Annotated in this window: 24 protein-coding genes; 14 read left to right on the top strand and 10 right to left on the bottom strand. The window is 71.4% G+C overall.

Translation table 11 applies throughout. The annotated features are described in order from the left end of the window. Positions 1-74: 74 nt before the first annotated feature. The gene (locus tag ACZ7HT_RS16700) at positions 75-1,097 is read left to right on the top strand and encodes a glycosyltransferase family 2 protein (RefSeq protein ID WP_471165798.1); all 1,023 of its coding nucleotides are present in this window, start codon (positions 75-77) and stop codon (positions 1,095-1,097) included. Continuing rightward, the gene (locus ACZ7HT_RS16695) at positions 1,094-2,392 is read left to right on the top strand and encodes a polysialyltransferase family glycosyltransferase (RefSeq protein ID WP_471165796.1); all 1,299 of its coding nucleotides are present in this window, start codon (positions 1,094-1,096) and stop codon (positions 2,390-2,392) included. The genes ACZ7HT_RS16700 and ACZ7HT_RS16695 overlap by 4 nt, the downstream gene beginning before the upstream one ends. Before the next feature lie 96 nt (positions 2,393-2,488). On the opposite strand, the gene ACZ7HT_RS16690 is transcribed toward ACZ7HT_RS16695, so the two are convergent. The 3 genes from ACZ7HT_RS16690 to ACZ7HT_RS16680 all read right to left on the bottom strand — a co-directional run bounded on the left by ACZ7HT_RS16690 (position 2,489) and on the right by ACZ7HT_RS16680 (position 5,216). Then, entirely contained in the window at positions 2,489-2,737 is a 249-nt protein-coding gene (locus ACZ7HT_RS16690; RefSeq protein ID WP_471165793.1) for a GyrI-like domain-containing protein, read from the bottom strand. Between the two features lie 167 nt (positions 2,738-2,904). Then, positions 2,905-3,558, bottom strand: a complete 654-nt coding sequence (leuE, locus tag ACZ7HT_RS16685; RefSeq protein ID WP_471165791.1) for a leucine efflux protein LeuE — start codon at positions 3,556-3,558, stop codon at positions 2,905-2,907. A 77-nt stretch (positions 3,559-3,635) separates the two neighbouring features. Beyond that, the gene (locus ACZ7HT_RS16680) at positions 3,636-5,216 is read right to left on the bottom strand and encodes an acyl-CoA mutase large subunit family protein (protein WP_471165788.1); all 1,581 of its coding nucleotides are present in this window, start codon (positions 5,214-5,216) and stop codon (positions 3,636-3,638) included. Between the two features lie 189 nt (positions 5,217-5,405). Between ACZ7HT_RS16680 and ACZ7HT_RS16675 the strand changes: the two genes are divergently transcribed. Next, positions 5,406-6,275 carry a L,D-transpeptidase family protein gene (locus ACZ7HT_RS16675; RefSeq protein WP_471165786.1) on the top strand — a complete coding sequence of 290 codons (870 nt, stop codon included), beginning with the start codon at positions 5,406-5,408 and terminating at the stop codon, positions 6,273-6,275. A 151-nt stretch (positions 6,276-6,426) separates the two neighbouring features. Here ACZ7HT_RS16675 and ACZ7HT_RS16670 read toward each other — a convergent pair whose 3' ends face one another. Together ACZ7HT_RS16670 and ACZ7HT_RS16665 are read right to left on the bottom strand one after the other, a co-directional pair. Next, positions 6,427-7,617, bottom strand: a complete 1,191-nt coding sequence (locus ACZ7HT_RS16670; protein ID WP_471165783.1) for a hypothetical protein — start codon at positions 7,615-7,617, stop codon at positions 6,427-6,429. Then, on the bottom strand, positions 7,617-8,294 hold the full coding sequence (locus tag ACZ7HT_RS16665) for an RNA polymerase sigma factor (RefSeq protein ID WP_471165780.1): 678 nt from the start codon (positions 8,292-8,294) through the stop codon (positions 7,617-7,619). Before ACZ7HT_RS16665 ends, ACZ7HT_RS16670 begins: the two co-directional genes overlap by 1 nt. 429 nt (positions 8,295-8,723) lie before the next feature. On the opposite strand from ACZ7HT_RS16665, the gene ACZ7HT_RS16660 reads away from it, so the two are divergent. Continuing rightward, positions 8,724-9,461, top strand: a complete 738-nt coding sequence (locus tag ACZ7HT_RS16660; protein ID WP_471165778.1) for a Clp protease N-terminal domain-containing protein — start codon at positions 8,724-8,726, stop codon at positions 9,459-9,461. 193 nt (positions 9,462-9,654) lie between these two features. Here ACZ7HT_RS16660 and ACZ7HT_RS16655 read toward each other — a convergent pair whose 3' ends face one another. The 4 genes from ACZ7HT_RS16655 to ACZ7HT_RS16640 all read right to left on the bottom strand — a co-directional run bounded on the left by ACZ7HT_RS16655 (position 9,655) and on the right by ACZ7HT_RS16640 (position 12,650). After that, positions 9,655-10,224 carry a hypothetical protein gene (locus ACZ7HT_RS16655; protein WP_471165775.1) on the bottom strand — a complete coding sequence of 190 codons (570 nt, stop codon included), beginning with the start codon at positions 10,222-10,224 and terminating at the stop codon, positions 9,655-9,657. A 117-nt stretch (positions 10,225-10,341) separates the two neighbouring features. After that, a complete protein-coding gene (locus ACZ7HT_RS16650) occupies positions 10,342-10,764 on the bottom strand; it encodes a type II toxin-antitoxin system VapC family toxin (RefSeq protein ID WP_471165773.1) in 423 nt (140 codons plus the stop codon). After that, a complete protein-coding gene (locus ACZ7HT_RS16645) occupies positions 10,761-10,991 on the bottom strand; it encodes a FitA-like ribbon-helix-helix domain-containing protein (RefSeq protein WP_471165770.1) in 231 nt (76 codons plus the stop codon). Before ACZ7HT_RS16645 ends, ACZ7HT_RS16650 begins: the two co-directional genes overlap by 4 nt. Positions 10,992-11,039: 48 nt before the next feature. After that, positions 11,040-12,650 carry a beta-N-acetylhexosaminidase gene (locus tag ACZ7HT_RS16640; RefSeq protein ID WP_471165767.1) on the bottom strand — a complete coding sequence of 537 codons (1,611 nt, stop codon included), beginning with the start codon at positions 12,648-12,650 and terminating at the stop codon, positions 11,040-11,042. Between the two features lie 188 nt (positions 12,651-12,838). Here ACZ7HT_RS16640 and ACZ7HT_RS16635 point away from each other — a divergent pair, with 188 nt between their 5' ends. From ACZ7HT_RS16635 to ACZ7HT_RS16610, 6 genes are all read left to right on the top strand, one after another. Next, positions 12,839-13,420, top strand: coding sequence for a 2-oxo-4-hydroxy-4-carboxy-5-ureidoimidazoline decarboxylase (locus ACZ7HT_RS16635; RefSeq protein ID WP_471166472.1), 582 nt, complete (start codon positions 12,839-12,841; stop codon positions 13,418-13,420). Positions 13,421-13,612: 192 nt separating this feature from the next. Beyond that, positions 13,613-13,993, top strand: coding sequence for a succinate dehydrogenase, cytochrome b556 subunit (sdhC, locus tag ACZ7HT_RS16630; protein ID WP_015035721.1), 381 nt, complete (start codon positions 13,613-13,615; stop codon positions 13,991-13,993). A gap of 8 nt (positions 13,994-14,001) precedes the next feature. After that, on the top strand, positions 14,002-14,481 hold the full coding sequence (locus tag ACZ7HT_RS16625; RefSeq protein WP_471165764.1) for a succinate dehydrogenase hydrophobic membrane anchor subunit: 480 nt from the start codon (positions 14,002-14,004) through the stop codon (positions 14,479-14,481). A gap of 25 nt (positions 14,482-14,506) precedes the next feature. Beyond that, complete coding sequence (sdhA, locus tag ACZ7HT_RS16620; protein ID WP_471165762.1) at positions 14,507-16,261, top strand: succinate dehydrogenase flavoprotein subunit; 1,755 nt, start codon at positions 14,507-14,509, stop codon at positions 16,259-16,261. Further along, the gene (locus ACZ7HT_RS16615; protein WP_471165759.1) at positions 16,261-17,019 is read left to right on the top strand and encodes a succinate dehydrogenase iron-sulfur subunit; all 759 of its coding nucleotides are present in this window, start codon (positions 16,261-16,263) and stop codon (positions 17,017-17,019) included. Before sdhA ends, ACZ7HT_RS16615 begins: the two co-directional genes overlap by 1 nt. A gap of 120 nt (positions 17,020-17,139) precedes the next feature. Further along, the gene (locus ACZ7HT_RS16610) at positions 17,140-17,703 is read left to right on the top strand and encodes a hypothetical protein (RefSeq protein ID WP_471165756.1); all 564 of its coding nucleotides are present in this window, start codon (positions 17,140-17,142) and stop codon (positions 17,701-17,703) included. 21 nt (positions 17,704-17,724) lie between these two features. Here the strand turns inward: ACZ7HT_RS16610 and ACZ7HT_RS16605 are convergent, their stop codons facing one another. Next, complete coding sequence (locus tag ACZ7HT_RS16605) at positions 17,725-18,279, bottom strand: MarR family winged helix-turn-helix transcriptional regulator (RefSeq protein WP_471165754.1); 555 nt, start codon at positions 18,277-18,279, stop codon at positions 17,725-17,727. Between the two features lie 86 nt (positions 18,280-18,365). Between ACZ7HT_RS16605 and ACZ7HT_RS16600 the strand changes: the two genes are divergently transcribed. The 4 genes from ACZ7HT_RS16600 (at position 18,366) to ACZ7HT_RS16585 (ending at position 21,336) form a co-directional block, all read left to right on the top strand. Next, a complete protein-coding gene (locus ACZ7HT_RS16600) occupies positions 18,366-19,607 on the top strand; it encodes an MFS transporter (protein ID WP_471165752.1) in 1,242 nt (413 codons plus the stop codon). Between the two features lie 77 nt (positions 19,608-19,684). Beyond that, positions 19,685-20,119 (top strand): hypothetical protein, encoded by a 435-nt coding sequence (locus ACZ7HT_RS16595; protein WP_471165750.1) that lies wholly within the window; start codon positions 19,685-19,687, stop codon positions 20,117-20,119. Between the two features lie 34 nt (positions 20,120-20,153). Beyond that, positions 20,154-20,582 (top strand): thiol-disulfide oxidoreductase DCC family protein, encoded by a 429-nt coding sequence (locus tag ACZ7HT_RS16590; RefSeq protein WP_471166470.1) that lies wholly within the window; start codon positions 20,154-20,156, stop codon positions 20,580-20,582. Positions 20,583-20,592: 10 nt separating this feature from the next. Next, positions 20,593-21,336 carry a TetR/AcrR family transcriptional regulator gene (locus ACZ7HT_RS16585; protein WP_471165748.1) on the top strand — a complete coding sequence of 248 codons (744 nt, stop codon included), beginning with the start codon at positions 20,593-20,595 and terminating at the stop codon, positions 21,334-21,336. Positions 21,337-21,502: the final 166 nt, after the last annotated feature.

Here is a 21,502-nt window from a genome sequence, read left to right as displayed (position 1 = left end):
CCGCCGCTTGGTGTTCACCGGAAGGCTGCCCGGCGGTCGGTGGGAATGCCGTGGCGGCACCTAGCGTCGGCCGCGTGGTCAAGCTCTCCGTCGTCGTGCCGTTCTTCAACGTGCAGACATACGCCCCCGACACCCTCACGAGCCTGCGGGCCAACGCCCGCGAGGACTTCGAGTTCCTCCTTGTCGACGACTGCTCGTCGGACGGGACTCCGGAGATCCTGGAGCGGGCCGCACGCGGGATCCCGGGTGCCGTCCTGATCAGGCACGAGCACAACGAGGGCCTCGCCACGGCCCGGAACACCGGCCTGGACGCCGCCCGCGGCGAGTACATCGCCTTCCTCGACGGGGACGACTGGCTCGCCCCCGGCTACTACGCGCGCCTGGTCGACGCCGCCGAATCGCTGGGCGTCGACTTCCTGCGCACCGACCACGTCACGGTCACCGGCCGCAACCGCGCGGTGCGCCGGGCGCCGGTCCCCCGGCGCGGCGAGGTGCTGAACCCGCGGGACGCTATCCTGCCGGCGCACCGGACGACCTCGGTCGACTACCCGTACGCCTGGGCCGGGATCTACCACCGCCGGCTCCTCGACCGGGGGCTGCTGCATTTCCCGCACGGGCTGCGGACGGCCGAGGACCGGCCGTGGATCTGGAAACTCCACCGCGAGGCGGAATCGTTCGCCGCGGTCGGTGAACTCGGCGTGTTCTACCGGCGCGGGGTGGCGACCTCGCTCACCCAGATCGGCGACGTCCGGCAATTGGATTTCATCCGCGCATTCGACCAGGTGATCGAGGAAACGGCGAAGGACGCGGATGCGGACCTCCTTCTTCCCAAGGCCGTCCGCACCTATTGCGCGGTGATTTTCCATCACAACAGCTCGATCGAACGGTTCGAGCCCGAGGTGGCGCGTCAGCTGAAGGCGATGAGCGCGGGCGCGCTGCGGCGGATGCCGCAGGACGTCCTCGACGAGGCCCTCGACGCGATGGGCGGGGACCGTGCGACGCTCCTTCGCCGGCTGCGCAGGCGGAGGCCCGCGCCCCCGCCGACGGGACCCGTCCATGAGGCCGGTACGGACGCGAAGACGGAGGTGGCCGCGTGACCACCCAGATCTTCTGCGCCTCCACCCTCTACGGCGCCGTGACGATCGCCGCCGCGCTCGACAGCGGCTGCTTCGGCCCCGCCGACCGCCGGATCCTCCTCGTCTGCAACAACGCGGCCGTGCCGGAGACGACCCCCGCCCTGGACGAGGCCGAGGGCTTCGAGCGGCTGCGCGGCCGCTTCGACGACGTCCTGTCCTGGAACGAGACGATCTCCCCGCTCCACCCGGCCGGCTGGACCCCCCGCGCGAGCGACCTCCCGCTGCTCCAGCGGCATCTGCGCACGCTGTGGGGCCTCGGCGACGACCGCGTCGAGCTCGTCCTGGAATCGATCCAGGTCACGCCCGCGCTCGCGATCGCCCAGCTGCTCCCCGACGCGCCGATCACGGTGTACGCGGACGGTCTGATGAGCTACGGGCCGACCCGTAACAAGATCGACCCGCTGATCGGCGGGCGCGTGGGCCGGCTGCTCCACCTGGACCTCGTCCCCGGGCTCGCGCCGCTGCTGCTCGCCGAGTTCGGGGCGGTGGCGGAGGCGGTGCCGACGGAGGCCTTCACGAAGGTCGTCGAGGAGCTGGCGGGAACCCCCGCCGCCCAGGAGGGCCCCGCGCTGCTCCTCGGCCAGTACCTGGCCGCACTGAACCTGCTGACCGCCGCCGAGGAGGAGGAGCTGCACCTGCGGATGGTGCGGGGCGCGGTCGCCCGCGGCCACCGGCGGCTCGTCTTCAAGCCGCACCCGACGGCCCCGGACGCCTGGTCGCGGAAGCTGGTGGAGGCGGCGGAGGAGCTCGGCGCCGAGCTGACCGTCGAGGACCGGCCGGTGCTCGCCGAGGTGCTCTACCGCGAGCTGCGGCCCGCGCTCGTCGTCGGCTGCTTCTCGACGGCGCTGCTCACGGCGGCGACGTTCTACGGTCTGCCGGCCGCCCGGGTCGGCACGCGCGCCCTCCTGGAACGGCTCACCCCGTTCCAGAACAGCAACCGGATCCCGCTCACCGTCGTCGACGCGGTCGTCCCGCCCCTGGAGAAGGAGGGCGATGACGCCGGTATCGGTACGGAGGAGCTGAACGACCTGGTCGCGGCGGTCGGCTTCGCGATGCAGCCGAAGATACGTCCGGAGCTGCGGGAGCCGGCGGTACGGCACCTCTCGGGCCCGCTCGCCGAGCGCACCCGGCACCACTTCACCCGGCGCCGCCTCACCGTCCTGAACCTGCCGGGCGGCCTGCCGATCCCCCGCCACCCGAAGGTCCGCCGCCTCGCCCGCCGGGCGCTGCGGCTGCGCAAGGCCCTGAAGAAGTAGGGCCCGGAGCAAGGCCCTGCAGAAGTAAGGAACCACCACCCGAAGGGAAGGGCCCGGGACCCGTGCGGGGGTCCCGGGCCCTTCGGCGGCACGCGGTCAGGGGCGGACGACCGGCTCCTGGAGTTCGGTCACCCACCCGGCCCGGTCCTCCGGGCACTCCAGGTAGAGCTCGCGGGCGTACCCGGCGGAGGTGTAGCCGTTGGTGCCGATCCAGGTGGCGAGGGTCTGCGCGGTCGGCAGGATCTCGTCCATCGAGCCCCGGTGGACGACGGTCGCCGCTTCCTCGATGCCGGGCAGGACGAGCACCTCGACGCCCTCCACGGCCGTACCCTCGGGGACGGTCATGGCGGCGTGCACGACGACCGAGCCGTCGCCCGCGCCGCCTCCAGCTCGGCCTGGCGCAGGCGCAGCATCCGGACCGACACCCGCCCGTGCGGGGCGAAGTCTCCGATGGTGAACATGACGACCCCTACGGAACGGCCTCACACGGTGTGAGGGTCAAGGGGAGCCGGTCAGACGCTGCTGAGCGAGAGCTTCGCGGCGAAGCCGAGGAAGAGGGCGCCGGCCGCGGAGGTGGCTCCGGCCGAGAGCCGCCTGCGGCGGCGGAAGGCGGCGGCGAGCCTCGTACCGCCGAATATCAGGGTCGTCAGGTAGAGGATGCTGCCGAGCTGGAGCAGGGTGCCGAGGAACAGGAAGGTGAGCGCCGGGTAGGCGTAGGACGGGTCCACGAACTGCACGAAGAAGGAGATCAGGAAGAGGATCGCCTTCGGGTTGAAGACGCTGATGATCAGCGCGCGGCGGTACGGGTGCTCGGACGGCCCGGCCTCCGGCTCGGCGGCGGACTCCTCGACGGCCTCGTGCCGGGTGCGCCACATGGCCAGGGCGCCCCGCAGCATGCCGATCGCCATCCAGGTCAGATAGCCGGCGCCCGCGTACTTCACGATCATGAAGAGGAGCGGGGTGGTCTGGAGCAGCGAGGCGGCGCCGAGGCCGGCGAGCGTCATCAGGACCGTGTCGCCGGTGAACACCCCGGCGACGGCCGTGAATCCGGTCCGGGTGCCCTTGCGGGCGGCGACGGACAGCACGTACAGCGAGTTCGGCCCCGGGAGGAGGACGAGGACGACGAGCCCGGCGAGATAGGTCGGTAGATCGGTGACACCCAGCATGAAGCGGAGTGTCGCACACCGGTACGACACTCCGCTTTAAGTTTCAACAGGTGGCATCGGTCAGCAGGTGAAGACGGTCAGAACGCGTCGGTCGGGACGTACGTGCCCCAGACGCCGCGCAGCGCGCCGCAGACCTCGCCGACCGTGGCCCGGGCCTTGAGGGCCTCCTTCATCGGGTAGAGGACGTTGTCCGTGCCCTCGGCGGCCTTCCTCAGCCCGGCGAGCGCCGCGTACACCGCCGCCTGGTCGCGCTCGGACCGCAGCCGGGCGAGGCGCTCGGCCTGCTGGGCCTCGATCGCCGGGTCGACGCGGAGCGGCTCGTAGGGCTCCTCGACGTCGATCGTGTAGCGGTTGACGCCGACGACGACCCGCTCGCCGCTGTCGGTCTCCTGCGCGATCCGGTACGCCGAGCGCTCGATCTCGTTCTTCTGGAAGCCGCGCTCGATCGCGCTGACCGCGCCGCCCATCTCCTCGACCCGGCCCATCAGCTCCACGGCCGCGGCCTCGACGTCGTCCGTCATCTTCTCGACGACGTACGACCCGGCGAACGGGTCGACGGTCGCGGTGACGTCCGTCTCGTACGCCAGGACCTGCTGGGTGCGCAGGGCGAGGCGGGCCGACTTGTCCGTCGGCAGGGCGATGGCCTCGTCGAAGGAGTTGGTGTGCAGCGACTGCGTGCCGCCGAGGACGGCCGCGAGGCCCTGGACGGCGACGCGCACCAGGTTGACCTCGGGCTGCTGGGCGGTGAGCTGCACACCGGCGGTCTGGGTGTGGAAGCGGAGCATCAGCGACTTGGGGTTCTTCGCGCCGAACTCCTCCTTCATCACCCGCGCCCAGATCCGGCGGGCCGCGCGGAACTTGGCGACCTCCTCCAGGATCGTCGTGCGGGCCACGAAGAAGAAGGAGAGCCGGGGCGCGAAGTCGTCGACGTCCATGCCTGCGGCGACGGCCGTGCGGACGTACTCGATGCCGTCGGCGAGGGTGAACGCGATCTCCTGCGCGGGCGAGGCACCGGCCTCGGCCATGTGGTAGCCGGAGATCGAGATGGTGTTCCACTTCGGGATCTCGGTCCTGCAGTACTTGAAGATGTCCGCGATCAGCCGCAGCGAGGGCTTCGGCGGGAAGATGTACGTGCCCCGCGCGATGTACTCCTTGAGCACGTCGTTCTGGATCGTGCCGGTCAGCTTGTCCGCCGGGACGCCCTGCTCCTCGCCGACGAGCTGATAGAGCAGCAGCAGGAGCGCGCCGGGCGCGTTGATCGTCATCGACGTGGAGACCTTGTCGAGGGGGATCCCGTCGAACAGGACGCGCATGTCGTCGATCGAGTCGATGGCGACGCCGACCTTGCCGACCTCGCCGTGCGCGATCGGGGCGTCGGAGTCGTGGCCCATCTGGGTCGGCAGGTCGAAGGCGACCGACAGGCCCATGGTGCCGTTGGCGATGAGCTGCTTGTAGCGGGCGTTGGACTCGACGGCGGTGCCGAAGCCGGCGTACTGCCGCATGGTCCAGGGCCGCCCGGTGTACATCGAGGGGTACACACCGCGGGTGAAGGGGTACGAGCCCGGCTCGCCCAGCTTCTCGGCGGGATCCCATCCGTCCAGGGCGCCCGGTCCGTAGACCGGCTCGATGGGCAGCCCCGACTCCGACTCGCGCGCCATGCGTTGTGCCTCCCGATAGACCTGTGACTCGAGCGGTAGCGACCCCTCGCGACGGACTGTAGTGGCGGGTGCGCGGGCGACGGAGGGCAGCGCGCTGGGACCTTCCCCACAAGACACCTCTCAGGTGCGCAACCGCACGCGCGCGGGAAGCATCCCTACGTACACACGACACACCTCGGGGGGCAAACGATGAACCGGTCTTCTTCCGTCATACGCAGAGTGGTCCTGGCGGCCGCGGCGGTGGCACTCGCCGCCGGATGCTCTCCCGACGCATCCGGTACGGGTACGGGTACGGGTACGGCTCCCGCGCCGAGTTCGGCCGCGCCCAGCACCAGCCCCACCACCGACGACAAGCCGCCGTCCCCCTCCGCCACGCCTCCCACCGGCACGCCCTCCACGGGGGCGCCCACCACCGGGACGCCCGCAGCGAAGCCCCTCATGCGTGAAGGCGTGGAGACCGAGCAGGTGCGCGAGCTCCAGGCGCGGCTGCGGCAGCTCGACCTCTTCGACCGGGCGCCCACCGGTTTCTACGGGACGATGACGGCGACCTCGGTCCGGAAGTTCCAGGCGCGCCGGGGTCTGCCGGAGACGGGCTCGGTCGACGAGAAGACCTGGCAGACGCTGCTGTCCGTCACCAAGAAGCCGACCGCCGACGAGCTGAAGCCGTCGACGACGAACAAGCTGGACACCCCGGACCAGCGCTGCATGACCGGCCGGGTGATGTGCATCAGCAAGGAGAGCCGGACGCTCGCCTGGATGATCGACGGCAGGGTCGTCTCGTCGATGGACGTCCGCTTCGGCTCGGAGAACACGCCGACCCGCGAGGGCCTCTTCAAGGTCGAGTGGAAGGCGAAGGACTGGACGTCGACGATCTACCACACGCCCATGCCGTACGCGATGTTCTTCAGCCGCGGCCAGGCCGTGCACTACTCGGCGGACTTCGCGGCCCGCGGCTACGCGGGGGCCTCGCACGGCTGCGTGAACGTCAGGGACCGGGTCAAGCTCTCGGCGCTCTTCGACCAGGTGAAGGTCGGTGACAAGGTCGTCGTCTACTGGTGAGAACCAGGAAGGGAAGGGGCGCGGGTGGGACCGGGGGAACGTGCCCCACCCGCGCCAGGTGCGCGGAGCCGTAGGTACGGGGGGAACCCCGGCTCTCTGCGCGGCCGATGACCAGTCGGCATTTCTTACTGCGTCGGCGGGTCCAGAAGTGTTACACCGCGAGCGGAAGACGTGCCTCGGCGGTGATTCCCACGGGCAGCACGACGGTCACCGAGGCCCGGAGCCGGGCGCCGGAAAGGGTGCCGGAGGCCTTGATCCCGGAGGTCTGGTTCCCGGAGGAATGGTTCCCCGAGGTCTGGTTCCCGGAGCCGCTGCCCTGGCCGCCGCCCTGGCCGCCCTCGGAGGCGCCGCCGGCCCCGCCGTTCGATCCGCCCTTGCGGCTGCCGTCGGCGTTGTCGTCGGGGTCTTCCTTGGCGTCGCCCTGGCCGTCGCCGTCCTTGGAGCCGTTCTGGCCCGTGCTCTCAGGGGTGCCGTTGCCGTTGCCGCCGCTGTTCGCGGAGTCGCCGGAGAGGATCCGGTCGCAGTAGACGCGCAGGGTGTCGCCGCCGCGCAGGGTGTTCTGGAGCTTCTGCCGGCCGGCGGCGTCGAGCTTGCCCGTCCGGTACTCCCGGCAGGCCTGGAGGGCCTTCTCGCGGGTGGTCGTCGAGCCGGTGCCACCGCTGTCGCCGCTTCCGCTCGTCCTGCCCGGCGTCGGAGTGCCCGGACCGGCGGTGGCGGTGCCGCGGCCGTCCGGGACGCGGGGGGTCGGGGTGGTGGACCCGGAGTCGGCCGAGGGGGACGAGCCGGGCGTGGGATCGCCGTCGCCCGGCCGCGTCGGGGGCGCCTCGGGGTCCTGGCGTATGCCGGGCTCCTTCGAGACGAGCGGGTCCGTCGTCTCCCCCGCCGTGACGGAGCTGGCGGGTGCCGGGCCGACCAGCGGCAGCACGCCCGTACCGGCGGCGACGGCGACGCCGCCGACCGTGACGGCGGCGACCGCGGCGGCGAGCCCGTACCGCACCGAACGTCCCCAGCGGCGCGCCGGGGCGGTGACGGGCGCGAGCCGTATCCGGCCCAGTTCGGCGCCGGCGGTACGGCCGGCGGACGCGGTGGCGGAGACCGGCGCGCAGGCGGCGGAGGCGGCGCGCTCGGCGGTGGCCTTGCGGAAGGCGGCGAGTGCCGCGGCCTCGCCCGGGAGTTCGGTGCGCGCGGCAGGCGGGAGGGCCGGGACGCGGGCCGTGCCGAGGGCCTCGGCGAGGCGCTCGGCCTCGGCGCGCGCACGGTCGTCGACGGCCTCGACCGGCTCACCGCGGAGCAGCCTCTCCGCGGTCTCCTGATCGAGCCACTGGTACCGCTCGTCGGCCATCACATGTCCTTCTGCGTACGCGGACGTGATTGCGTCACACCGCTCGGGGTCACGGACCCCGGTGTGCGGCCGCGTTGCGGAGGGACGCCGTCCAGGGGGAAGACGGTTCCCGCGCCGTCGTCCTTTCCGTCGGCTCCGAGGAGTTCGGCGAGCTTCTTGAGCCCCCGGTGCGCGGCGGTGCGCACGGCGCCGGGGCGTTTGCCCAGGGTGTCGGCGGCGCTCTTGGCGTCGAGGCCGACGACGACGCGCAGGACGACGGCCTCGGCCTGGTCCTGCGGGAGCTGGGCGATCAGCTGCATGGTGTCGCCGGTGGCGAGGGCCTCCATGGCCTCGCCGGCCGTGTCGGAGTCGGCGGGCTTGTCGGCGAGCTCGGTCTCGTCTCCGCCGACGGCGGGGCGGCGGCCGCGCATCCGGACGTGGTCGAGTGCGCGGTTGCGGGCGATGCGGGCCGCCCAGCCGCGGAAGCGGTCCGCGTCGCCGTCGAAGCGGTCGAGGTCGCGGGCTATCTGGAGCCAGGCCTCGGAGGCGACGTCCTCGGCGTCCGTGTCGCCCACCAGTGTGCGTATGTAGCCGAGCAGCCGGGGATGCACGGCGCGGTACACAGTACGGAAGGCGTCCTCGTCCCCGTTCTGCGCAGCGAGCACCGCGGCCGTCAGCTCCGCGTCGTCCCCCAGCACTCCCCAAACCCTGTTCGTCGGTGACGTGGCCGCGCCCCTGCGTCATCGCGGCTGGTCACCGCCGCCACGCCGGCTCGCGCACCTTGCACGCTACGTCGTGTCGCGGCATCACGTCCACGCGGTCCGGGGTCTTTGTACAACTTGCAACCTCCGGGCGGCCCCGGCGGGTGCGTCGCGGGCGCGTCCAAGGGTGTGACAGAAACCGCACCCCTGGCGCAGATAGGAGTACGGAGCCGTGCTGCGGCTCCGTGGACGACGACCGGGGCCTCTCCTGTGGGGGGTGGCGGCCCCGGTCGTCTCCCATTTCCCCCCTTTCTCCGCACTTCTTCTCACCCTTTCGGGCGACCTTGCGCATCCCGGGGCCTCGTACGCCCTACGAGTGTCAACCGGTCATTGACAGTGGCGGGGGTGTCAACCTAGGGTTGCCTCATGACGAATCCAGTCGGCCCGACCATCCCCGTCCGTCTCGACGACCTCATCGAAGCCATCAAGAAGGTCCACCCGGACTCTCTGGAGCAGCTCTCCTCCGCCGTCATGGCGGCGGACCACCTCGGCGACATCGCCGACCACCTCATCGGCCACTTCGTGGACCAGGCCCGGCGCTCCGGCGCCTCCTGGACCGACATCGGCCGCAGCATGGGCGTCACCCGCCAGGCGGCCCAGAAGCGCTTCGTGCCGAAGGAGCCGGACGCCGCCACGATGGACCCGAACGCCGGGTTCAGCCGCTTCACCCCGCGCGCCCGCAAGGTGGTCGTGGCCTCGCAGGAGGAGGCCAGGACGGCCGTCAACGATCAGGTCACGACCGGTCACCTGGCCCTCGGCCTGCTCGTCGATCCCGAGTCGCTCGCCATGAAGTGGCTGACCGGGCACGGCGTGACGGAGGAGGCGGTGCGCAACGCGGTGACCCCGACGCTGCCGGCGCAGGCCGAGAAGGTCCCGGCGCTGATCCCGTTCGACGCGGACACGAAGAAGGTCCTGGAGCTGACGTTCCGCGAGGCCCTGCGCCTCGGCCACAACTACGTCGGTACCGAGCACATCCTGCTGGCCCTCCTGGAACACGAGGACGGGCGGGGCGTGCTGAGCGGCCTCGGCCTGAGCAAGGCCACGGCGGAGCGCGAGATCGCCGAGGCGATCGCCTCGGTCGCGATCGAGACCCCGGAGGCCTGAGCGCCGGGCGCCGAGCGGGCGGGCGCCGGGCGAGCGGGCGCCGGGCGAGCGACCGACCCGGCCCCGTGGTGGGCCCGGCCCGGCGATCGGCCGGGCCCGCCGGTCAGACCAGCCGGGCGGTCAGCCTGGCCCGGCGGTCAGCCCGGCCCGGTCATCGGTCCGGCCCCGCGGTCGGCCCGGCGGCGTCTGCCGTTCAGGTGGTGCGGGCCCGGCGGGAGACGACGGCGCGCAGCACCCGGCCGCCCTCGACGGAGAGTTCACGGGCCCGGCGCAGTCCGGTCGGGCCGTGGGCGGCCGTTTCGAGGACGGCCTGCTGACGGCGGAGCTCTCCGGCGAGCAGCGGGCCCGCGCCGTCCGCGTCCCCGGCCCGGCAGCGCTCGACGAGCCCGTCGGGCACCTCGGCCGCGTCGTACCGCCCGTGCAGGGCGAGCGCCGCGACGGAGCAGTCACCGGCCCAGGTGCGCAGGGCCTCGGCGGTCCAGACCGCCGGGGCCTGCGCGAGCATCCCGCGTACGGCCTCGGCGTCCTCCGTACCGTCAGCGCTGTCGGGTTCCACCTCGACGCGGGCCTTGGCGACGGCCTCGCCCCAGGCGTCCCCGTCGCCCCGCGCGACGGCGGCCCAGACGGGGCGCAGGGCGTCGGCCCCGTCGGGGGCGAGCAGCGGCAGACAGCGGTCGAGACAGGCGAGCCCGGCCGCGGCCAGTCCTCGCTCGTCGGCCCTGTCGATCAGTTCCAGCAGGCTCCGGCCGTTCCCCGACGTCATGGACGCCTCCTCGCCACCCGATGCGGACGCAGTACTTCCACTACTGCGCCGGGGGGCGCTTTTTCGTCACTGCGCGGCCGGAATCATGCCAGTGGCCTGGGGGCGTTGACTAGGGTCCTACCGGAGCCCGAGGGCCTTGTCGTCGAACACCTCCACCGGGCACTTGGCCCGCGTGGCCCGCGCGCCGTCCCGGATCCGCCCGTCACTGGTCACCAGCGGAACGTCGTACCCCTCCGCGAGCGCCACGTACATGGCGTCGTAGGCGCTGAGGTCGGCGTACAGCTCACGCACCCGAGGCAGGAGCGGGAGGTGCTCCGCCCTGCGCAGCGGCAGCTCGGCGAACGCCGCGGAGGCGTCGCCCAGCTCACGATCGGTCAGCTTGCGGCCCCGGTGCCGTCCCAGGAGCGCCGAGGTCACCTCGATGTCGACGAGGTACGGGGCGAGCAGGCGCTCCCCCTTCACCCGCTCCCGCAGCGCCGCGCCGACCGGGCCCGCGTCGGCCAGCAGCATGACCAGCGCGCCGGCGTCCACGACGATCACTCGCGCCGCCTTCCCCGGTCGATCTCGTCGAGCACGTCGTCCGTCGACAGGTGGGCGGTCGCCCGCTCCTGAATGCGGGCGATCACGTCCTCCAGCGAGGGTGTCGCCGCTTCCTGCTCCAGCAGAGTCCGGGCATACGCCTGGAGGGACTGCCGATTGCGGGCAGCTCTTATCTTCAGCTCGGTCAGCGCTTCCTCGGACAGGTCCCGCACATAGAGAGTGGCCATGCGACAAGTTTAGTCGCAGCGCAAGCAGAATGCTTGCAGTTTTCCCGCTCAGTGCACCTTCGCCGCAAGCACCCGGAAATCGGCCCACGTCAGCGTCGGCGGCGTCGGGTCCCAGACCTTCTGGGCGAGGGCCGCGAGGGGGAGGCGGATGCCGGCTGCCACCTGGTCCTGGGTCTGGGCCCGGGAGAGGTCGCACCAGACCGCGAGCCGGCCGCCGAGGATCTGGGGGTCGTACCGCGCCGGCACGGGGGTGGAGCCGCGCAGGACGCGGGGGGTCCACTGCTCGTAGATGCGGCGGCCCGTGGGGTACGGGAAGCGGTTCGGTTCGCCCAGGATGTAGTAGAGGTAGTCGTCGTTGAGGTTGACCACCTTGCGGCCCGCGCTCAGGTACGAGACGGGCAGCCGCGCGCCGATCTCGCGGCCCGTCCAGTACTCGACCTCGATGTCCCTGTCCGGGGCCACCACCCCGCCGGTGAAGAAGCCGTCGTTCCAGGCCCTGAGGGTCTTGCCGGTGGGGCGGACGACGGCCGCGCGGTCGTTGAGCCAGCCGGTGGCGAGGTCCTGGACGCGGCCCGAGGGCCCGTACTCCGCGACCGCGGCCCGCGCCAGCTTCGGGTAGCTCGCCTCGGGGTTCTTCGACATCAGGGCGACGTATTCGTCCCCGCCGAGGTGCCAGTACGCCCCGGGGAAGAGCTGTGTGTACTCGCGCAGCAGCTCGTCGACGATCTTCGCCGACTCCGGGTTCGAGATGTCGACGGTCCCGCGCGGGGTCCGGCCGCTCGCGCTGACGAGCTGGAGTCCGGGGTGGGCGGCGATGACGGCGCCGAGGTGTCCCGGGGAGTCGATCTCGGGGATCACCGTGACGTGGCGGCTCGCCGCGAGGGCGAGGATCCGGCGGACCTCGGCCTTGGTGAGGTGCTGGGCGGAGACGACCTCGGGGTGGCTGTCGGACTGGATCCGGAAGCCCTGGTCGTCGGAGAAGTGCAGCCCGAGCTGGTTGAGCTTCAGGTCGCTCATCTCCCGGATGCGGTCCTCCAGCCAGGCGGCGGTGAAGTACTTGCGGGCGATGTCGACCATCAGGCCGCGCTGCGGTTTCGCCGGCCGGTCGGTGACCGTGCCCTCGGGCATCGCGCCGGTGGCCTTCACCGACTGCTTGAGGGTGCGGGTGCCGTAGAAGACCCCGGCCTCGTCGGGCCCGGCGATCCGGACGCGGCCGCCGGAGACCGTCAGGGTGTACGACTCGGGGGCGCCGGTCCCGCCGAGGGCCAGTTCGACGTCCCCGGGGCCGGCCGCGGCGGCCCCGCGGTACGGGACGCCGAGCTCCCCGGCGAGCAGCCGCCCCTCGTCGGCGAGGGCCTCGCTGCCGGCGGCGAGGACGACCCCGCCCGTGGGCGCGGGCTTCCAGCCGGGGCCTCGGGCGGCCTCGTGGCCGCGGACGGCCGGAACCGTGCGCGGCGCCGTGGAGAGGGCGTAGCTCTTGGAGGGCGTGGGGGTGGGCGTCGGGCGCGGCGGCGGGGTGCTCGTGGGCACGGCCGTGGTCGTCGGGCCGGCCGGACCTGACGGAGAATCGTTCGAGCAGGCCGCCACGGCGGCCAGCGCCACCGCGGTCGCCAGAAGTGCGGAGGCCCGGCGAGGCCCCCGGAGGGAGTACCGCATCATTCGGAATCCTCCCGTACGGATGACGGTCGGACCAGTCGGCGGAGCCGGAAGCCGATCGTCCATCATGTGTTCCGAAACTCTCCCTTCCGGGTGAAAATCGCGCATCCGTCGGACACTTCCCTCTTCCCGTCGATAACGTTGCGTCACACCCACCCCACCCCGTCCGTCCCGGAGCACCGGAGCCCACGCTGACCAGCGACACCCATGCCCCCTGCCGGAAGCCGGGCTCCACGGACACGCCTGCCATACCCGCCCAGCAGACCCACACGCGGCACGCCGGCGGTCTGATCGCCTTCAACGCGGCCTCGCCCGCCGAGGCGGTGGCACTGCTGCTCACCTGCTGCCACAGCGAGCGCTGGGCCGAACGGGTCGCGGCGCACCGCCCGTACCCGACGGTGGACGCCCTGCTCGCCGCCGCCGACGAGGCCGGATACGACCTCTCCCGCGCCGATCTGGACGAGGCGCTGGCCGCCGAGTCCTCCGCGCTGCCGCATCCGGACGCCCCGCCGGCCGCCCGGACCGCGCTGCGGGCCGCCCACGCCGCGTACGAGAGCAGCTTCGGACACGCGTTCGTGATCAGCCTCGACGGGGTGCGTCCCGGGGAGCGCCTCGACCAGGTACTGGCCGGTATCCGGTCACGTCTCGGCAACGAAGCGGAGGAGGAGCGGGTGATCGCCGCCGACGAACTCCGCCGTCTCGCCCGCGCCCGGCTGGCCTTCCGGCTGTCCGAGGGACTCACACCGCGCACATCACGACACTCCGGGCCGTGATTCCGTCCCGAATACGGCGATTTCGGTCTGTGCGATAGTCCGTCCGTGCCTGTTTGATCACACCGATGGACCCCGGGCGAGCGAACCGACAACTCGTCGCTACGATGACCGGGGCCGGTGGACCGTACCCGGCCGGGTCAGACCGACAGAGAAGCCGGCCGACCCCGATCCCCGCTCCCGGAGGGTTTTTCCGTGCCGGCTGGAACGCTGTACCGCGGCCGGGAAGGAATGTGGTCCTGGGTGGCTCATCGAGTCACCGGCGTCCTCATCTTCTTCTTCCTGTTCGTACACGTGCTGGACACCGCTCTCGTCCGCGTCTCCCCCGAGGCGTACGACGAGGTCGTCGCGACCTACAAGACGCCGATCGTCGCTCTTCTGGAGTACGGCCTGGTCGCCGCCATCCTCTTCCACGCGCTGAACGGCCTCCGGGTCATCGCCGTGGACTTCTGGTCCAAGGGCCCGCGCTACCAGAAGCAGATGCTCTGGACCGTCGTGGGCATCTGGGTCGTGCTGATGGCGGGCTCGCTGTACCCCGTCCTCGGCCACGCCGCACGTGAACTGTTCGGGAGCTGACGCCACTCATGTCTGCTGACACGACCTCCACCGCGATCGGCCCCGTCGAGGGCGGCGCGCACTACGACGTGGACAACCCCGCGCCGTACATCGAGGCCCCCCGCAAGCGCACGGGCAAGACCCCGCGCGCGACCCGCGGCAACTTCGAGATGGCCGCGTGGCTCTTCATGCGCCTCTCCGGCGTGGTCCTCGTCGTCCTGGTCCTCGGCCACCTGCTGATCCAGCTCTTCCTGGACGGCGGCGTCACCAAGGTCGGCTTCGCCTTCGTGGCCGGCCGCTGGGCGTCCCCGTTCTGGCAGGTCTGGGACCTGCTGATGCTCTGGCTCGCCATGCTGCACGGCGCCAACGGCCTCCGTACGGTCATCAACGACTACGCGGAGCGGGCCAACACGCGCCTGTGGCTCAAGGGCCTGCTGTACACCGCCACGGTGTTCACCATCCTTCTGGGCACGCTGGTGATCTTCACCTTCGACCCGAACATCCGCTAGGCACGGGGCTGAGGTAATCCACGTCATGAAGATCCACAAGTACGACACCGTCATCGTCGGCGCCGGTGGCGCCGGCATGCGCGCGGCCATCGAGTCGACGAAGCGCAGCCGCACCGCCGTGCTGACGAAGCTCTACCCCACCCGCTCCCACACGGGCGCCGCGCAGGGCGGCATGGCCGCCGCGCTGGCGAACGTGGAGGAGGACAACTGGGAGTGGCACACCTTCGACACGGTCAAGGGCGGTGACTACCTGGTCGACCAGGACGCCGCCGAGATCCTGGCGAAGGAGGCCATCGACGCCGTCCTCGACCTGGAGAAGATGGGCCTGCCGTTCAACCGGACGCCCAACGGGACGATCGACCAGCGCCGCTTCGGCGGTCACTCCCGCAACCACGGCGAGGCCCCGGTCCGTCGGTCCTGCTACGCCGCGGACCGCACCGGCCACATGATCCTCCAGACGCTGTACCAGAACTGCGTCAAGGAGGGCGTGGAGTTCTTCAACGAGTTCTACGTCCTGGACCAGCTGATCACCGAGGTCGACGGGGTCAAGCACTCCGCGGGCGTCGTCGCCTACGAGCTGGCCACCGGCGAGCTCCACATCTTCCAGGCGAAGGCCGTCATCTACGCCTCCGGCGGCACCGGCAAGTTCTTCAAGGTGACCTCCAACGCCCACACCCTGACCGGTGACGGCCAGGCCGCCTGCTACCGCCGCGGTCTGCCCCTGGAGGACATGGAGTTCTTCCAGTTCCACCCGACGGGCATCTGGCGCATGGGCATCCTGCTGACGGAGGGCGCCCGTGGTGAGGGCGGCATCCTCCGCAACAAGGACGGCGAGCGCTTCATGGAGAAGTACGCGCCGGTCATGAAGGACCTCGCGTCCCGTGACGTCGTCTCCCGCTCCATCTACACGGAGATCCGCGAGGGCCGCGGCTGCGGCCCCGAGGGCGACCACGTCTACCTGGACCTGACGCACCTTCCGCCGGAGCAGCTCGACGCCAAGCTCCCGGACATCACCGAGTTCGCCCGTACGTACCTCGGCATCGAGCCGTACACGGACCCGATCCCGATCCAGCCCACCGCGCACTACGCCATGGGCGGCATCCCGACGAACGTCGAGGGTGAGGTCCTGTCGGACAACACCACCGTCGTCCCGGGTCTGTACGCCGCCGGCGAGGTCGCCTGTGTCTCCGTGCACGGCGCCAACCGCCTCGGCACCAACTCGCTGCTCGACATCAACGTCTTCGGCAAGCGCTCCGGCATCGCCGCCGCCGAGTACTCCGCCAAGCACGACTTCGTCGAGCTGCCGGAGGACCCGGAGTCCATGGTCGTCGCGCAGATCGAGAAGCTGCGCAACTCCACGGGCAGCGAGCGGGTCGCCGACCTGCGCCGCGAGCTCCAGGAGACGATGGACGCCAACGTGATGGTGTTCCGCACGGAGCAGACCATCAAGACGGCCGTCGAGAAGATCGCCGAGCTGCGCGAGCGCTACGAGAACGTGTCCATCCAGGACAAGGGCAAGCGCTTCAACACCGACCTCCTGGAGGCCATCGAGCTGGGCAACCTGCTCGAACTGGCCGAGGTCATGGCCGTCTCGGCCCTGGCGCGCAAGGAGTCCCGCGGCGGTCACTACCGCGAGGACTACCCGAACCGCGACGACGTCAACTTCATGCGCCACACCATGGCGTACCGCGAGGTCGGCGAGGACGGCTCCGAGACCGTCCGTCTCGACTACAAGCCGGTCGTCCAGACCCGCTACCAGCCGATGGAGCGTAAGTACTGATGGCTACCCCCGTACTGGACAAGGTCGAGGCGGACTCCGCCGCCTCCCCCTACATCACGGTCACGATGCGGATCCGCCGCTTCAACCCCGAGGTGTCGGACGCCGCGGTCTGGGAGGACTTCCAGATCGAGATCGACCCGAAGGAGCGTGTGCTCGACGCCCTTCACAAGATCAAGTGGGACATGGACGGAACGCTGACGTTCCGCCGTTCCTGCGCGCACGGCATCTGCGGCTCGGACGCGATGCGGATCAACGGCAAGAACAGGCTCGCCTGCAAGACGCTGATCAAGGACATCAACCCCGAGAAGCCGATCACGGTCGAGGCCATCAAGGGCCTGACGGTGCTCAAGGACCTCGTGGTCGACATGGAGCCGTTCTTCCAGGCGTACCGGGACGTCATGCCGTTCCTGGTCACCAAGGGGAACGAGCCGACCCGCGAGCGTCTGCAGTCCGCCGAGGACCGCGAGCGCTTCGACGACACCACCAAGTGCATCCTGTGCGCCGCGTGCACGTCGTCCTGCCCGGTCTTCTGGAACGACGGCCAGTACTTCGGTCCGGCCGCGATCGTCAACGCGCACCGCTTCATCTTCGACTCGCGTGACGAGGCGGGCGAGCAGCGCCTGGAGATCCTGAACGACAAGGACGGCGTGTGGCGCTGCCGCACGACGTTCAACTGCACCGACGCGTGCCCGCGTGGCATCGAGGTCACGAAGGCCATCCAGGAAGTGAAGCGCGCGCTGATCACGCGTCGTTTCTGACAGCCTGTCCGGCCGGGGAGCCCGCTTCTGTACGCTGCGGCGTGCGGGAGCGGGCTTTCCCCTTTCCGCGGGCGTTTCCCTCGCACCGGGTTTTTCCATTGCACAGAGAGTCGGGGACTGATGAGCGAGCCGAACCCTTACGCGGACGGTGAGTACAAGTGGGGGCCGGGGCAGCAGGGCGCGACGCCCGCGTACGGGTACCCGCAGACTCCGCCGCCCTACCAGCCGACCCTGCCGGGCGGCGTGCCGGTGCCGCCGCAGTACGGGCCGGCGGGCGCGGGGATGGCTCCGTACGGGCCGGGCGGCGCGGGGATGCCGCAGTACGGGCCGGGCGCCGCGGGAATGCCGGTGCTGAGCCTCGGTGACATCGTCGTGGTCGGCGACCAGATCATCACGCCGGCCGGGAACATGCCCCTCAAGGGCGCCGTGTGGAACGCGATGGACATGTCGCGGGTCGAGGAGAAGATGCCGACGGTCGCGATCGTCCTCGCCGTCGTCTTCTTCCTCTTCTGCTTCCTCGGCCTGCTGTTCCTGCTGATGAAGGAGAAGCAGACCACCGGCTTCGTCCAGATCACGGTGACCAGCGGCGGCCGCCACCACGTGACGATGATCCCGGCGACGACCCCGGACACCTTCCACTGGGTGATGGGCCAGCTGAACTACGCGCGGACGCTGAGCATCTGACGCCTGCGACGGCCCCGGGGCTCAGGCGTGCCAGGGCTGGGCGGGGCCGCCCGCCTCCGCCTCGACCATGATCCGGCGCAGCAGGCCGTTGAGCAGGTCGCGCTCCTCGGGGGCGAGCACGCCGAGGAGCCGCTCCTCCTCGTGGCCGAGGACGTCCATCGCGCCGAGCCAGGTCTCGTGGCCGGAGTCGGTGAGTTCGACGATCACGCGGCGGCGGTCGGTCGTGGACTGGGTGCGGCGGACGAAGCCGCGCTTCTCCAGGGCGTCGAGGCGGCCGGAGACGGAGGCCGGGGCCAGGTCGAGGTCCTGGGCGAGTTCGGAGGGTGCGGCGCTGCCGCCGCGCCCCGCGAGCTTGTGGAGGGTGTCGAACTCGTGGCGTTCCAGGTCGAAGTCGACGAGGGACTGCTCCCTGACCCGGCGCAGATGGACCGAGAGCTTCTTCATCCGGGTGACCGCGCCTTCGACGACGGGGTCGAGGCCGGGCAGGACGGGCTGCCAGCGGTCGACGTGGTCGTCGGTCCAGTCGCGCGGGGTGCGCGGTTCGCGCGGTCCGCGCGGTTCCTCGGGGGGCGCCATGGGGTGATCGTACGTCGGCACGGGCGGCTTTCCCTCCGGAAGTATTTCGTTGACGAAAGATTCGGTACCGAAATACTCTGCGACCCATGCCCGCAGCCCCGACGCGCGCCCTCGCGCCCTCACCCGTCCCCCACCCCCTGCGCACCCGCTCCTTCCGCCTCCTCTTCACCGGCCGCACCCTCTCCCTCCTCGGCGACGCCGCCATCCCCGCGGCCCTCGCCCTCGCCGTCCTGAAGGCCACCGGCTCCACCTCGGCGCTCGCCCTCGTCCTCGCCTGCGCGATGGTCCCCAAGCTGCTCCTGCTCCCGGTGGGAGGCGTCGTCGGCGACCGCTTCGACGCCCGTACGGTCGCGCTCACCACGGACGTCGTACGCTGCGCCACCCAGCTCCTCGTCGGCACCCAGCTGCTCGGCGGCACCCCCAGCCTCGCCGTCCTCGCGGTCGCCGAGGCCCTGGGCGGCGCCGCCGGGGCCTTCGCGATGCCGACCGGCTCGCCGCTGATCAAGGGCACGGTGACCGAGGAGTCCCTCCACCGGGCCAACGCGGCGATGGGCGTCGCCCAGAGCGCCACCCGCCTCGCCGGACCCGCCCTCGCCGGCACCCTGGTCCTGACCGTGGGCCCCGGCTGGGCGTTCGTCCTGGACGCGGCCACCTTCGCCGTCAGCGCCCTGCTCCTGACCGCCGTACGGGTGAAGCGCGTCCGGATCCCGCGCCGTTCGCTCCGCGCCGACCTCGCCGAGGGCTGGCAGGAGGTCCGCTCCCGGGACTGGTACTGGACCAGCCTCATCGGCCACAGCGCCTGGAACGGCGCCGCCGCCGTCCTGATGACCCTCGGGCCCGCCATCGCCGTGGAGCGGCTCGGCGGCGGCACCACCTGGGTCGTCCTCCTCCAGGTCGGCGCCGTCGGCTTCCTCCTCGGCGCACTGCTCGCCGACCGGTTCCGCCCCCGGCGCCCGGTCCTCGTCGCGAACCTCGGCCTCGCCACGTACGCGCTGCCGCTCGCCCTGCTCGCCCTCGCCGCGCCCGCGCCGGTGACGATCGCGGCGTACGGGCTCGCGCAGGCGGGGCTCGGCTTCCTCTCCCCCGTCTGGGAGACCGCGGTCCAGCGGGCGGTGCCCGCCCACGCGCTCGCCCGCGTCTCCTCGTACGACTGGCTGCTCTCGCTGGCCTCGACGCCCCTGGGCTACGCCCTCGCCCCGCTCGCCGCCTCGGCCTGGGGCCCCCGCGTGCCGCTGCTCACGGCCGCGGTGGTGGTGGGCGGGTGCTGCGCGGGGACGGCGCTGGTTCCGGGGGTGCGGCGGTTCACCTCGACGGGCTCAGGCGCCTGAAACGACTTGAACACGTTCAAGAAGAGGTCTACAGTCATGACCGCCAGCTTTTGAACGCGTTCAAGGGAGGGTGGGGCATGGACCTCACTGTCATCGCGTACATCGCCTACCTGCTGATCAGCGTGGGCCTCACCATCTGGGTCGCCCGCACACTCAGCCGCAACGGAAGGATCTTCCTCTCCGACGTCCTGCACGGGAACGAGAAGCTCGCGGAAGCCGTCAACCACCTCCTCGTGGTCGGCTTCTACCTCGTCAACTTCGGCTTCGTCGCCCTCTACCTCAGCCAGGACGCCGCCGTCATCGACGCCCGGGCCCTCTTCGAGGCCCTCTCCGTCAAGCTCGGAGTGGTCCTGCTCGTCCTCGGCGCGATGCACCTCGGGAACGTGTACGTGCTCAACAAGATCCGCCGCCGCGGAGTGATGGAGCGCGAACAGGTCCCGCCGGTCGGCCCCCAGGGCTGGACCACCACACCCAAGGCCGGCCCCTGGGCCCCGCCCGCGCCGCAGGCCTGACCACGTGTCGGCCCCGACGCGCCCCACGACCCCCGTGGGAGGCCTGACCGTGCTGTACGACGCCGACTGCCCGCTCTGCGTGCACCTGAGGCACTGGCTGCTCCGGCAGCGGCACCTCGTCCCGCTCGACCTCGTACCGGCCGGCTCGCAGCAGGCACGGCGCCTCTTCCCGGCCCTCGACCACGCCGCGACCCTGCGGGAGATCACCGTGATCGGGGACCGGGGGCAGGTCTACCGCGAGGCCTCCGCCTGGATCGTCTGCCTCTGGGCCCTGGCCGAGCACCGGCCCAAGGCCCACTGGCTGGCCACCCCCGCCGGACAGCCCTTCGCCCGCGTGACCGTCCTCGCCGCCGCGAAGTGGCGCGAGGCCCTCAAGGGACCGGGAGCGGACGACCGGTCCTGCGCGGACGGGCACTGCGCGGTGCCCGGTCCGCCCGGCGAGACCCGGCCGAGTGCCGGTTAGGCTCGCCCCTGTGACGGAAGAGAAGAAGGCCGAAGAGAAGAAGGCCCCCAAGAGCGAGCAGACCCGCACGCTCATCCTCGAAACCGCGCTCCGGCTGTTCAAGGAGCGCGGTTACGACAAGACGACGATGCGGGCCATCGCCCAGGAGGCCGGGGTCTCCGTCGGCAACGCGTACTACTACTTCTCCTCCAAGGAGCACCTCGTCCAGGGCTTCTACGACCGGATCGCCGAGGAGCACCAGGCGGCCGTGGAGCCCATCCTGACCGGCCCCGAGAAGGACCTGACGGCCCGTATCCGCGGGGTCTACCTCGGCTGGCTCGACATCGCGGAGCCGTACCACGAGTTCGCGGCCCAGTTCTTCAAGAACGCCGCCGACCCGGACAGCCCGCTCAGCCCCTTCTCCCCCGAGTCGGAGGGCCCGCGCGAGGCCGCGATCGAGGTGCACCGGCGGGTCATCTCCGGCGCCTCGGTCAAGATCGACCCGGAACTGAAGGAAGCCCTCCCGCAGTTGCTGTGGCTCCAGCAGATGGGCCTCGTGCTGTTCTGGGTGTACGACCGCTCGGAGGGTGCGGCGAACAGCCGTCGCCTGGTGGAGCGCCTCTCCCCGGTCACCGCCCGCGCGATCTCACTCTCCCGCTTCCGGATCCTGCGCCCGCTGGTCAAGGAGACGCACGAGCTGCTCGCCGACTTCATGCCGACGGCGGCCGGAATGGCGGCTTCGGGCAAGCCCAAGAGGACGAACCCGAAACCGTAGGGCACCGCCTGGGGGGGGTGGGCGGCGGATCAGGGCCGGCCCCGGCCGTGATCCGCCGGACAGGCCCTAGATGTATTGATCACGAGCGTTGTTGACACTGGTCTGGTCTTGAACATGGCGAAGACCTCCGGTGTGGTGGGAGCTGTCTAGGAACTCACCTCACGGA

It is taken from the genome of Streptomyces sp. NPDC037410, from assembly GCF_055602235.1.
The sequence above is the reverse complement of the archived record's forward strand: the minus strand, read 5'-3'. Positions and strand labels throughout refer to the sequence as shown.